We start from the raw sequence: 11,952 nt of genomic DNA, 5'->3' as shown, positions 1-11,952 counted from the left end.
CACGCTAGGGCAGGCGTCCCGGGGCGGGCTTCTCGATTTCTGACGGGTCGCGCGGCGCGGGCGCCCGTCAGCGGGAGCTCGCCGGCCACTGCCCGATCGTGCCACGCGCCGGCCGGGCGCGGCCAGGGTCCGCGGGCCGGCGGCGTGCCAGGATCGGGCCTCGTGAGCAGCGCACAGCCCCTGTCCCTGCGGCTCGCCCCGGTGGGCGCCGGCGACGTCGCCGCCCCTGACGCGGCCGGCCCGCGAGCGCCGCGGGTCAGCGCCAGCCGAGCTGCGGGGCGACGTGGGTGAGGACCGCCTCGAGGACGTGGGCGTTGTAGTCGACGCCCAGCTGGTTCGGCACGGTGAGCAGCAGGGTGTCCGCGGCGGCGATCGCCTCGTCCTGGGCGAGCTGCTCGACCAGGACGTCGGGCTCGGCGGCGTAGGAGCGCCCGAAGATGGACCGGGTGCCGGGCTCGATCGTGCCGACCTGGTCGGACTCCTCTCCCCCGCCGCCGAAGTACGCGCGGTCCTCGTCCGAGACGAGGGCGAAGATCGAGCGGCTCACCGACACGCGCGGCTCGTGGGCGTGCCCGGCCTCCTTCCAGGCGTCGCGGAACACCTGGATCTGCTCGGCCTGCTGGACGTGGAACGGCTTGCCGCTCTCGTCGTCCTTGAGGGTCGAGCTCATGAGGTGCATCCCGCGCTCGGCCGCCCAGCGCGCCGTCGCGTTCGACCCGGCGCCCCACCAGACCCGCTCGCGCAGCCCCGGCGAGTGCGGCTCCACGCGCAGCAGGCCCGGCGGGTTGGGGAACATCGGGCGCGGGTTGGGCTGGGCGAACCCGCGCCCCTCGACCACCTGGAGGAACACCTCCGCGTGCGAGCGGGCCATGTCGGCCTCGGTGCGCCCCTCGCCCGGCTCGTACCCGAAGTAGCGCCACCCGTCGACCACCTGCTCCGGTGACCCGCGGGAGATGCCGAGCTGCAGGCGGCCGCCGGCGATGAGGTCGGCCGCGCCGGCGTCCTCCGCCATGTACATCGGGTTCTCGTAGCGCATGTCGATGACGCCGGTGCCGATCTCGATGCGGCGGGTGCGCGCCCCGACCGCTGCGAGCAGCGGGAAGGGCGAGGCGAGCTGGCGGGCGAAGTGGTGCACCCGGAACCAGGCGCCGTCGGCGCCGAGCTCCTCCGCCGCGACCGCCAGGTCGATCGACTGCAGCAGCGCGTCCGACGCCGACTGCGTGCGCGATGTGGGGTGCGGCGTCCAGTGGCCGAAGGACAGGAACCCGATGTTCTTCACGTCGGGTGCAACCCCCTGGGCCGGCGGGCATTCCCGCCGCCTGGACACCCGGGCCCAGCCCCCGCGCCCGGACACCTGCGCGTAACGCCCGCGTGCCACGATGCGGCCGTGACCGCCCCCGCCGACCTCGTCGTCGCCCTCGAGTCCCCCGACCGCCCGGACGTCGTCGCCCTGCTCACCGAGCACCTGGCCGACATGTACGCCACGAGCCCGCCGGAGTTCGTGCACGCCCTGGACCTGGCCGCGCTGCTGGACCCGGCGGTCACGTTCCTGACCGCCCGCGACGCGGACGGCACCGTGCTGGGCTGCGGCGCGCTCAAGCAGCTCGACGCGACCCACGGCGAGCTGAAGTCGATGCGCACCACGGCCGCGGCGCGCGGGCGGGGGGTGGCCACCGCGGTGCTGCGCCGGCTGCTGGCGGTCGCCGCCGAGCGCGGGTACGCCCGCGTCAGCCTGGAGACCGGCACCCAGGAGTTCTTCGCGCCCGCCCGCCGGCTGTACGCCCGCCACGGGTTCGCCGAGTGCCCGCCGTTCGGCGGCTACGGCCCGGACCCGCACAGCACGTTCATGACGCTCGCCCTGCCGGTGACCGCGCCGGCCTGAGCGCTGCGCCTGACCGCGCCGGGCACCCCGGCACCCCGGCGCCCGGGCGCCCCGCGGCTCAGCCGCGCCGGCGCGGCGGCAGCGGGACCCGGTCGAGGTCGGCCGCCACCGTGAGGGCGCCGTCGAAGACCTCGCGGGCCTCGCGCTCGAAGGCCGCCGGCAGCTCGTCCGGCTCGGTGTAGCGCTGGGAGAAGTGCGTGAGCACCAGGTGGCGCACCCCGGCCTCCGCGGCCACCTGGGCGGCCTGCCGGCAGGTGAGGTGGCCCCAGCGCTTGGCCAGGTCGGCGTCGCGGTCCAGGAACGTCGACTCCACCACCAGCAGGTCGACGCCGTCGGCCAGCCGCCCGACCGCGTCGCACAGCCGGGTGTCCATGACGAACGCCACGGACTGCCCCGGGCGCGGCACGCTCACCGTGTCCCGGTGCAGCGTGCGCCCGTCCGCGAGCGCCAGGGAGCCTTCGCGCTGCAGGCGGCCGACCGCGGGCCCGGTGACGCCCAGCCGGGCGAGGGCGGCCGCGTCCAGGGAGACGCCGTCGGGCTCCTGCAGCCGGTAGCCCACCGCGTCGGTCGTGTGGTCCAGCCGGGCCGAGGCGAGGGCCGCCGTCGTGCCGCCCTTCTCCCCCGCCACCCGCGGCACGGGGCCGTCGGCCTCCAGCGGCTGGAGCACCACGCGCTCGTGGTGGGCGAACGCGCTCGCCTCGAGCAGGTGGCTGACCCAGGACAGCCCCGAGGCGGGGAACGAGATCGGCACGGTGTGCGGCACCTGGTCGCCGGACAGGCGCTGCACGACGCCGGCCAGCCCGAGCGAGTGGTCGCCGTGCAGGTGGGTGAGCGCGATGCGGGTGAGGTCGGTGGCGGACACCCCGGCGAGGGTCATCTGCCGCTGGGTGCCCTCGCCCGGGTCGAACAGGATGCCGGTGTCGTCGAAGAACAGCACGTAGCCGTTGTGGTTGCGGGTCCGGGTCGGGACCATGCTGGCCGTCCCGAGCACCACGAGCTCTCGACGTGACACGCGCGCTCCCTCCGCGGCGGGCGGGCGGGGCGCCCGTGCCGCCCTCGCCAGCCTGTCAGAACACGTACGCGCGGGCGTGCTGGAAGATCAGGTTGGTCTCGGTGAGCGCCACGTCGGGGTTGGCGGACAGGTGCTCGACGACGAAGTCGTTGAGCCCGTCGGTGTCCGGGGCGGCCACGTGCACGAAGAAGTCGTGCGCCCCGCCGAGCAGGAACACGTCGAGCACCCCGGGCAGCGCCGCGAGCTCGTGCAGGAACGAGGTCAGGCGCGAGCGGGCGTGCCCCTGCATGCGCACGGCGATGATGGCCTGCAGCGGGCGGCCCACCCGGGCCGGGTCGACGTCGGCGTGGAAGCCGCGCAGCACGCCCCGCTCGCGCAGCGCCCGCACCCGCGCCAGGCAGGTGGAGGGCGCGACCCCGGCCTGCGCGGCGAGCGCGTTGTTCGGCAGGCGCGCGTCCTGCGCGAGCGCACGCAGGATCCGGTGGTCGACGGCGTCGAGCACCACCGGGGACCCTGCGCGCGGCTCGAGGCCCGACGGCGCCGCCGGGCGTCGAAGATCGTTCGGCCCGGTGGGGCGCGGCGTCGGCGCCGTCGAAGATCGGTCGACCATGGCGGCACGCTACAGAATCTTCGGCGGACCTCGCCCGGTCGACCGAACATCGGCCGGTCCTTCCGGGAGAATGGTGACGCGGGTCACGGTGCACGCACCGCGGCCCCGCAGGGCACGCCCACGAGGCGCCCTCCCGGCCGGTCCCACGAGGAGAAGGTGAGCGACGATGCGCATCGGCGTCCCCACGGAGGTCAAGAACCACGAGTACCGGGTGGCGATCACCCCGGCCGGCGTGCACGAGCTGGTGCGCCACGGGCACACGGTGCACCTGCAGGCCGGTGCCGGCGTCGGCTCGGCGATCCCCGACGCGGAGTACGTGGCGGCCGGCGCCACGATCGAGCCGGACGCCGACGCCGTGTGGGCCGCCGGCGAGCTCGTGCTCAAGGTCAAGGAGCCCGTCGCCGAGGAGTACCACCGCATCCGGCCGGGGCAGGTGCTGTTCACCTACCTGCACCTGGCCGCCGACAAGGCGCTGACCGAGGAGCTGCTGGCCCGGCGCGTCACGGCCGTGGCCTACGAGACCGTGCAGACGGCGACCGGCGCGCTGCCGCTGCTGGCCCCCATGTCGGAGGTCGCCGGCCGGCTCGCGCCGCAGGTGGGCGCCGCCACGCTGCTCAAGGCCGCCGGCGGGCGCGGCACGCTCCTGGGCGGGGTGCCCGGCGTGGCACCCGGCCACGTCGTCGTCATCGGCGCCGGCACGGCCGGGATGAACGCCGCCCGCATCGCCGTGGGCATGGGCGCGCGGGTGACGCTCCTGGACAAGAACGTCGACGTGCTGCGCGCGGCCGACCACGAGCTCTTCGGCCGCGTGCGCACGCTCGCCTCGAACGCCTACACCGTCGAGCAGGCCCTGCTGGAGGCCGACCTGGTGATCGGCGCGGTCCTGGTGCCCGGCGCCAAGGCGCCCGTGCTGGTCACCGACGAGCTGGTGAGCCGGATGCGGCCGGGCAGCGTGCTGGTCGACGTCGCGGTCGACCAGGGCGGCTGCTTCGAGGGCACCCGGCCCACCACCCACGCCGAGCCGACCTACCGCGTGCACGACAGCGTCTTCTACGCCGTGGCCAACATGCCCGGCGCGGTGCCGCACACCTCCACCTACGCCCTGACGAACGTCACCCTGCCGTACGCCGCCGCGCTCGCGGACCTCGGGTGGCGCGACGCGCTGCGCGCCGACCCGGCGCTCGCGGCCGGCCTCAACGTGCACGACGGCGCGGTGGCCCACCCGGGCGTGGCCGAGGCGCACGGCCTGGCGGCCGCGGACCTGGCCGACGTGCTCTGAGCCCGGTCACGCGGGGCTCAGGACTCCACGCCGCCCTGGGCCAGCAGGTCGGCGAAGCTCGGCGCGGAGGCGAACGGGTCGGCCGGCCCGGCGTTCTCCCGGGCGTGCACCCGCTCGGCCAGCTCGCGCCCGGCGCGCTCGATCCGCCGCGGCAGCGGGTTCTCCTCGTCGCCCTGGCCGGCCCAGTCGTCGGTCGCGGCGAACACCGTGGTGGCCAGGACGTCGGTGCGCAGGTAGCTGAACAGCGGGCGCACCGAGTAGTCCAGCGCCAGGGAGTGGCGCGGCGTCCCGCCGGTGGCGCCCAGCAGCACGGGCATGTCGCGCAGGGAGTCCTTGTCGACGATGTCGACGAACGACTTGAACAGCCCCGAGTAGGTGGTGGTGAACAGCGGGGTCACCGCGATGACGCCGTCGGCGGCCACGAGCTGCTCGAGGGCCTCGGCCAGCTCGCCGGTGGGGAACCCGGTGAGCATGGCGTCGACGATCGCGTGCGCGTGGTCGCGCAGCTCGAGGTTGACGACGGTGACGTCGTCGCCGAGCCGTTCGAGCTCGCGCACGGTCGCGTCCGTCAGCCGGTCCGCCAGCAGGCGGGTGGACGACGGGTTCGACAGGCCGGCGGAGACGACGACGAGGGTGCGGGCGGTGCTCACGGGGGTTCCTTCGTTCTACGAGGGGCTGGGGGCGGGTGCGGGCCGGGCGGTGCGGGGCGTCAGAGGCCGAAGGACCGGCCCGCGTGCGTGGCGGGCTGGGCGTCCTCGGCGACCGTGCCGGTGTACGGGTCGACGGAGTCGCCCACGTGCGTGGCGGCGGCCTCGCCGGCCGTGCGGGCGGCGGCGACGCGCTCGGCGTGCGTCGGCGGGTTCAGCGGCACGTCGTCGGCGGGGCGCTTGGCCTCGACGATCCGGCGCAGCTCGGGCACCACGTCCTCGGCGAGGAGGTCGATCTGCTCGAGCACGGTCTTGAGCGGCAGGCCGGCGTGGTCGATGAGGAACATCTGGCGCTGGTAGTAGCCGACCTCCTCGACGAAGGCCCCGTACCGGTCGATGACCTGCTGCGGGGAGCCGACGGTCAGCGGCGTCTCGCGGGTGAAGTCCTCCATCGACGGGCCGTGGCCGTACACCGGCGCCACGTCGAAGTACGGGCGGAACTCGTTCCAGGCGTCCTGGCTGTTCCTGCGGACGAACACCTGCCCGCCCAGGCCCACGATCGCCTGGTCGGCGCGGCCGTGGCCGTAGTGCTCGTAGCGCTCGCGGTAGAACTGCACCATCTGCTTGGTGTGGGTCATGGGCCAGAAGATGTTGTTGTGCAGGAACCCGTCGCCGTAGTACGCGGCCTGCTCGGCGATCTCGGGGCTGCGGATCGAGCCGTGCCACACGAACGGCGGCACGCCGTCCAGCGGGCGGGGCGTGGAGGTGAAGCCCTGCAGCGGGGTGCGGAACCGGCCCTTCCAGTCGACGACGTCCTCGGTCCAGAGCTTGCGCAGCAGCGCGTAGTTCTCGATGGCCAGCGGGATGCCGTTGCGGATGTCCTGGCCGAACCAGGGGTACACCGGGCCGGTGTTGCCGCGGCCCATCATGAGGTCCATCCGGCCGCCGGAGATCACCTGGAGCATCGCGTACTCCTCGGCCAGGCGGACCGGGTCGTTCGTCGTGATGAGCGTCGTCGCGGTCGACAGGGTGATGTTCTTGGTGACGCCCGCGAGGTAGCCGAGCATCGTCGTCGGGCTCGAGGCGACGAACGGCGGGTTGTGGTGCTCGCCGGTGGCGAAGACGTCGAGGCCGGCCTCGTCCGCGTGCTGCGCGATGGTCAGCATCGCGCGCACCCGCTCGGTGTCGTCCGGGGTGTGGCCCGTGGTCGGGTCCGTGGTCACGTCGCTGACGGAGAAGATTCCGAACTGCACGGTGCTCAGCTCCCTGCTCGGTCCCCCCGCGGCCGGGCCGCCGGGGCTGCCGGCGTGGAGCCGGCAACGGTATTTCCATGCTCTTGCATGGACTATCGCTCCAACCACCGGGTGCGGCCGATCATTCCCGGCCCGGCTCGCCGCCCGGCGGGCTGCGACGGTGGCGCGTTCTCTGCCAGTCTGGTCCCGTCCGGCGCTCGCGGCGCGCGGCGCACCGGGCGGGGCTCGAATTGCGCGAAACGCCTCGACACGGAACCCTTGACACAGAAAAAGACGTGTGCTGTGGCGTGCGTCTCACCGCCCGGCGGAACAATCGGCCCGCGGGCGGGCGTTGACCCCCTTGGCCCTCCGTGAGCCGGAGGCCTCACCATCCCACCTCGAGGAGGACGACATGCCTGACCGGTCCCTGCGCGGCATGAGCATCGGCGCGAAGAGCATGGAGTCGGACGAGGGTGTGGACTTCGCCCCGCGGTTCCAGGCGTACTACGACTGCCCGAACGGGCACACCATCATCCTGCCCTTCTCCACCGACGCCGAGGTCCCGCCGGTGTGGGAGTGCCGCTGCGGCGCCGAGGCGCTCCTGCGCGACGCCGAGAAGCCCGAGCCCAAGGCCACCAAGCCGCAGCGCACCCACTGGGACATGCTCCTGGAGCGCCGCACGGTCTCCGAGCTCGAGGAGCTGCTGGAGGAGCGCCTGGAGCTGCTGCGCGCAGGCAAGCTGCGCCGCGGCGCCTGAGCCGTCCGCGAGTCCGCTCTCGCGACCGACACCACGAAGGCCGGCCCCGATCGGGGCCGGCCTTCGTCGCGCCCCCGACCCGGGGCACCGGCGACCCGGGCCCGAGCGCCGAGGCGCCCCGGCTCAGCGGCGCGCGCCGACCCCTCGCCCGCCGCGCAGCCGCGCGGCCAGCCCGCGCAGCTGGCGCCCGCGGTGCGCCAGGCCCCACGCCGTCGTCTTGGTCAGCGCCTCGGCCACGATGGCGCGGCTCATCTTCGAGGTGCCCGCGACGCGCTCGACGAACGTGATCGGCACCTCGGCCACGCGCCCGCCCGCGCGCACCACCCGCCAGGTCATGTCCACCTGGAAGCAGTAGCCGTGCGACTCCACCGACGCCAGGTCGATGCGCCGCAGGGTCTCGGCCGGGTAGGCGCGGAAGCCGGCGGTGGCGTCCCTGACCTGCATGCCGAGCACGAGGCGCACGTAGGTGTTGCCGCCGCGCGAGAGCAGCTCGCGGTACCAGGGCCAGTTGACGACGCTGCCGCCGCGCACCCACCGCGAGCCGACGACGAGGTCCGGGCGGTCCGGCGCGGCGGCGCGCGCCAGCAGGCGGGGCAGGTCGACGGCGCGGTGGGAGCCGTCGGCGTCCATCTCCACGAGCACCGCGTAGCCGCGCTCGAGCCCCCAGCCGAAGCCGGCGACGTAGGCGGCGCCGAGCCCGCCCTTGCCCCGCCGGTGCAGCACGTGCACGGCCGGGTCGGCCGCCGCGATCGCGTCCGCGAGCTCGCCGGTGCCGTCCGGGGAGGCGTCGTCGACCACCAGCACGTCGACGTCGGGCACGTGCTCGCGCAGCGCGGCGAGCGTGCCGGGCAGCGACTCGCGCTCGTCGTAGGTGGGCACGACGACGAGCGTGCGGGCGGCGCTCACGCGGCCGCGCCCGTCCGGCGGCGGCGCGCGTCGCGCACGCCCACCACCAGGCCCGCGGCGGCCAGCACGACGCCCGCTGCGCTCACGACCCAGCCGGGCCAGTAGCCGGCGACGACGGCCGGCGTGAGCGCGGTGCGCAGCGGCAGCCGCGCGGCGACCTGGTCGGCGGTGAACAGCCCGGTGCGGGCCACCAGGGTGCCGTCGGGCGCGACGACGCCGGAGACGCCCACGGTGGAGACCTGCACGGCGGCGCGGCCCGTGCTGATGGCCTGCAGGCGGGTCATCGCGAGCTGCTGGGTGGACTCGGCGGTGAGGCCGAAGGACGCGTTGTTGGTCGGCACCACGAGCGCCTCGGCGCCGCGCAGGACGGCGTCGCGCAGGATCTCGTCGTAGGCGACCTCGAAGCAGATGGCGGTGCCGAGGCGCACCGTGCGGCCCAGCCGCTCGGACGGCACGTCGACCACGGGCGGGTTCTGGGCGGCGATCATGTCGGTGGAGACGCGGTCGACCTGGTCGCTGAACGTGCGCACGAACGACCGCAGCGGGATGTACTCGCCGAACGGCGCGGGGTGCTGCTTGGCGTACCGGTCGAGCACCCTGGCGCCGTCCTGCCACAGCAGCAGCACGTTGTACCGCCCGCCGGACTCGGGGAACTCCTGGGCGCCCACGAGGATCGGCGCGCCGACGTCGGCCGACGCGTCGTCGAGCGCGCGCGCGACGTCGCGCGCCTCCTGCGGGTCGAGGTCCGAGCCGTTCTCCGGCCACAGGACCGCGTCGAGGCGCCGGTCGGCGGGGGCGTCGGCGCCGAACGTCCGCGCCAGCACGGCCGTGCCGGCCAGGTGGTTGTTGAGCACCTCGGCCCGGTTGGCGAACGACCCGAGCCCGGGCGAGCCCACGTCGCCCTGCACGGCGCCCACCTGCAGCACGCCCGTCTGGGCCGTGGCGGTGCCGGCGTCGACGAAGTCGGTGCGGTCGGGGACCTCCACGGCGGCGGTGACGGGCGGGGAGGGCACCGGGCGGGTGGCGTCGTCGTGCGGCAGCGGCAGCCCCTGCGGGCCGAGCAGCAGCACGGCGCCCGCGGCGGCCGCCCCGGCGGCGCCCAGGGCCGCGCGGCGGCGCTCGGGGCCGTCGGACGCGTGACCGGACGCCTGACCGGACGCGTGACCGGACGCCCGGACGGCCGCGACCGCGCGGCGCGCCAGGACGGCGAGCAGCGCGCCCGTGGCGGCCAGCAGGAACGTCACCAGGACCGTGCCGCCGAGCCAGGCGGCCCGGCCCGTGGGGGCCGCGGCGACCGACCAGGCCAGCCGCCCCCAGGGGAAGCCGCCGAACGGCCACTCCGAGCGCCACTGCTCGACGGCGGTCCAGACGGCGGCGAACGCGGCCGCGTGGGCGGCGACGCCCGCGGCGCCGCGCGCCCGGCCGACCACCGGCAGGCGGCGCGCCCACGTCCACAGCACGCCGAACAGGCCCACGAACAGGGCCTCGACGACGCTCAGGGCGACCCACGGGACCGTGTCGGTCGCCTCGTTGGCCCACCACAGGTGCGACAGGAAGAACACCGCGCCGGCCACGGACCCGACCAGCAGGTTCCACCGCGCCCCGTCGCGGCGCAGCGCGGCGTGCAGCAGCGCCATGCCCACGACCGCCAGCGGCCAGGCGCCGACGTCCGGGAACGCCGCCCACAGCGACACCCCGGCCGCGACCGCGAGCAGGAGGGTCACCGGGCGGGCAGCCCAGAACGACGCGTCGTCCAGGGGGCCGTCGGTGCGGGGGGCGCGCCGGTCGCGGGTGTCGGGTCGCAGCACCCCGGCAGCGTACGCGACCTGGCTGGACACCGGCTCGGAGCGGTCGTGCGGCGCCGTGCCGGGGGCCACGCCCCGAGCGCCGGCGGGGTCACGCGAAGGTGTCGAACAGCGGGACGCCGTCGCGGGCGGTGTGCAGGCACTCCGGCTCGGGCGCGCCCGGCGCCAGGTCGGGCAGGACCGGCTGGCCGGCCCGGGCCTCCTCGCTCCACGAGGACAGGCCCCGCCCGGAGCTCTGCACCACGTAGGCGTCGGAGCGCCAGACCGCGAGGTGGGCCGGGGCGCCGACGCGCAGCTCGCCGGCGTGGTCGACGCCGGCCAGGCGCCACCCGCCGCGGGTGTGCGCGCGGAACGCCGCGCGGGCCGACAGCCGCTGCGTCTCGTCCTGGTGGGTCAGCGCGGCGCGCACCGCCTGCCACGGGTCCAGCGGCGTGGCGGGCGAGTCCGAGCCGAACGCCAGCGGGATGCCGGCCGACTGCAGGTCGGCGAAGGGCGCCATGATGTCCGCGCGGGGTGCGCCCAGCCGGGCGGCGTACAGCCCGTCGGGCCCGCCCCAGGCGGCGGCGTGCGCGGGCTGCACCGACAGCGACACCCCGTGCAGCAGCAGCGAGGCCAGGGCCGCGGCGTCGACGAACGGCGCGTGCTCCACGCGGGGGCGGGCGGCGCGCAGCGGCCCGCCGCCCAGACGCCCGGCCGCGGCCTCCAGGCCGGCCACGAGCTCGTCCATGGCGCGGTCGCCCGCCACGTGGAAGCCGGCCTGCACGCCCACGGCGCAGACGGCGGCCAGGTGCGCCGCGACCTGCTCGGCGGACAGCGTCAGCGTCCCGCGGGGGTCGGGGCCGGCCGCGCTGGCCACGATGTCGGCGTACGGCTGGCGCATGGCGGCCGTGTGCGCCGCGATCGACCCGTCCACCGCGATGTCCCCGGCGATGCCGCGCAGGAACGGCAGCTCCGCCAGCAGGGCGCGGGCGTCGTCCTCCGACGCGCACAGCTCGCCCCGGTAGGCCACGACGAGCGGCAGGCCGCCGGCCGGGTCGGCGCCCAGCGCGACGAGCTCGGCCAGGCCGGCGCGGGTGTCGGTGCGCGGGGTGCTCATCTCGTGCACCGCGGCGACGCCGAGGCGCGCCGCCCGCTCCAGCGCCCGCCGGTAGGCCCGCGGGCGCCGCTGCGGGGGCAGGTCCTGCGCGACGGCGCGGGCGGCGGCCAGGGCCTCCCCCGCCACGAGCCCAGCGGGGTCCCAGCCGGGGACGCGGTCGGCGCCGGCCGCGGCGGCCAGCGACGTCGACACCACGGCCGCGTGCAGGCCGGCGTGCGCCGCGTAGACCGGCCGGCCGCCGCACGCCGCGTCGAGGTCCTCGCGGGTGAGCGGAGCCGCCTCGGGCCAGGCCCGCTCGTCCCAGCCGGACGCCAGCAGCACCTCGCCGCCACCCGGGTCGGAGGCCGCCAGGGCCCGCGCGCCGGCGGCCAGGGCGTCCAGCGCCGCGGCCCGCGTGGGCGCCGCCGCCGGGCTCAGGTCCACGGACTCCAGCGCCAGGCCCGTCTCGAGCACGTGCACGTGGGCGTCCACGAACGCCGGCGTCACCAGCGCGCCGTCGAGGTCGATCACCCGGTCCGCGCGCGCCGCCAGCCCCGCGGCGGTGTCCTCGGCCCCGACCCACACGACCACCCCGTCGTCGACGAGCAGGGCCTCGGCGAACGGGTCGGCGGACGAGTGGACGGCACCGTTGCGGTACAGGGTCGAGGTCACGCGCCGACTCTAGGCCACCCCCGGCCGCCGCCCCGTCCCCACGTAGCCGCCGCACGGGGCCGGCCGGCGGCCGAG

The 11,952-nt window shown here is 76.3% G+C and carries 11 protein-coding genes; 3 read left to right on the top strand and 8 right to left on the bottom strand.

Annotation, left to right across the window (positions count from 1 at the left end):
* Positions 1-256: 256 nt before the first annotated feature.
* Positions 257-1,279, bottom strand: coding sequence for an LLM class flavin-dependent oxidoreductase (locus U5M74_RS00855; RefSeq protein WP_410905248.1), 1,023 nt, complete (start codon positions 1,277-1,279; stop codon positions 257-259).
* A 108-nt stretch (positions 1,280-1,387) separates the two neighbouring features.
* Between U5M74_RS00855 and U5M74_RS00850 the strand changes: the two genes are divergently transcribed.
* Positions 1,388-1,882 (top strand): GNAT family N-acetyltransferase, encoded by a 495-nt coding sequence (locus U5M74_RS00850; protein WP_410905246.1) that lies wholly within the window; start codon positions 1,388-1,390, stop codon positions 1,880-1,882.
* 58 nt (positions 1,883-1,940) lie between these two features.
* On the opposite strand, the gene U5M74_RS00845 is transcribed toward U5M74_RS00850, so the two are convergent.
* Together U5M74_RS00845 and U5M74_RS00840 are read right to left on the bottom strand one after the other, a co-directional pair.
* Positions 1,941-2,894, bottom strand: a complete 954-nt coding sequence (locus tag U5M74_RS00845; protein WP_410905244.1) for a ribonuclease Z — start codon at positions 2,892-2,894, stop codon at positions 1,941-1,943.
* Positions 2,895-2,949: 55 nt separating this feature from the next.
* On the bottom strand, positions 2,950-3,504 hold the full coding sequence (locus U5M74_RS00840) for an Lrp/AsnC family transcriptional regulator (protein ID WP_410905242.1): 555 nt from the start codon (positions 3,502-3,504) through the stop codon (positions 2,950-2,952).
* Positions 3,505-3,670: 166 nt separating this feature from the next.
* Between U5M74_RS00840 and ald the strand changes: the two genes are divergently transcribed.
* Positions 3,671-4,783, top strand: coding sequence for an alanine dehydrogenase (ald, locus tag U5M74_RS00835; RefSeq protein WP_410905240.1), 1,113 nt, complete (start codon positions 3,671-3,673; stop codon positions 4,781-4,783).
* A 17-nt stretch (positions 4,784-4,800) separates the two neighbouring features.
* On the opposite strand, the gene U5M74_RS00830 is transcribed toward ald, so the two are convergent.
* Both U5M74_RS00830 and U5M74_RS00825 read right to left on the bottom strand, forming a co-directional pair.
* The gene (locus U5M74_RS00830; protein WP_069982541.1) at positions 4,801-5,433 is read right to left on the bottom strand and encodes an FMN reductase; all 633 of its coding nucleotides are present in this window, start codon (positions 5,431-5,433) and stop codon (positions 4,801-4,803) included.
* Between the two features lie 59 nt (positions 5,434-5,492).
* Positions 5,493-6,683 carry an LLM class flavin-dependent oxidoreductase gene (locus U5M74_RS00825; RefSeq protein ID WP_410905238.1) on the bottom strand — a complete coding sequence of 397 codons (1,191 nt, stop codon included), beginning with the start codon at positions 6,681-6,683 and terminating at the stop codon, positions 5,493-5,495.
* 391 nt (positions 6,684-7,074) lie between these two features.
* Between U5M74_RS00825 and U5M74_RS00820 the strand changes: the two genes are divergently transcribed.
* Positions 7,075-7,419: an RNA polymerase-binding protein RbpA gene (locus U5M74_RS00820; RefSeq protein ID WP_069982539.1), complete on the top strand. Its 345-nt coding sequence runs from the start codon at positions 7,075-7,077 to the stop codon at positions 7,417-7,419.
* Between the two features lie 123 nt (positions 7,420-7,542).
* Here U5M74_RS00820 and U5M74_RS00815 read toward each other — a convergent pair whose 3' ends face one another.
* The 3 genes from U5M74_RS00815 to U5M74_RS00805 form a co-directional block, all read right to left on the bottom strand.
* Positions 7,543-8,325 carry a polyprenol monophosphomannose synthase gene (locus tag U5M74_RS00815; RefSeq protein WP_410905236.1) on the bottom strand — a complete coding sequence of 261 codons (783 nt, stop codon included), beginning with the start codon at positions 8,323-8,325 and terminating at the stop codon, positions 7,543-7,545.
* Entirely contained in the window at positions 8,322-10,133 is a 1,812-nt protein-coding gene (gene lnt, locus U5M74_RS00810; RefSeq protein ID WP_410905234.1) for an apolipoprotein N-acyltransferase, read from the bottom strand. The genes U5M74_RS00815 and lnt overlap by 4 nt, the downstream gene beginning before the upstream one ends.
* Positions 10,134-10,221: 88 nt before the next feature.
* Complete coding sequence (locus U5M74_RS00805; protein WP_410905232.1) at positions 10,222-11,877, bottom strand: amidohydrolase; 1,656 nt, start codon at positions 11,875-11,877, stop codon at positions 10,222-10,224.
* Positions 11,878-11,952 lie beyond the last annotated feature (75 nt).

It is taken from the genome of Puerhibacterium sp. TATVAM-FAB25 (assembly GCF_046535855.1).
GTDB classification, from domain to species: domain Bacteria; phylum Actinomycetota; class Actinomycetes; order Actinomycetales; family Cellulomonadaceae; genus Puerhibacterium; species Puerhibacterium variabilis_A.
Note: the sequence above shows the minus strand (reverse complement) of the source record. Positions and strands in the feature narration are given on the sequence as shown.

Excerpts from the sequence above, each read along its gene's own strand:
- U5M74_RS00840 (WP_410905242.1), bottom strand. The coding sequence starts at position 3,504 with ATGGTCGACCGATCTTCGACGGCGCCGACGCCGCGCCCCACCGGGCCG.
- ald (WP_410905240.1), top strand. The coding sequence starts at position 3,671 with ATGCGCATCGGCGTCCCCACGGAGGTCAAGAACCACGAGTACCGGGTG.
- U5M74_RS00820 (WP_069982539.1), top strand. The coding sequence starts at position 7,075 with ATGCCTGACCGGTCCCTGCGCGGCATGAGCATCGGCGCGAAGAGCATG.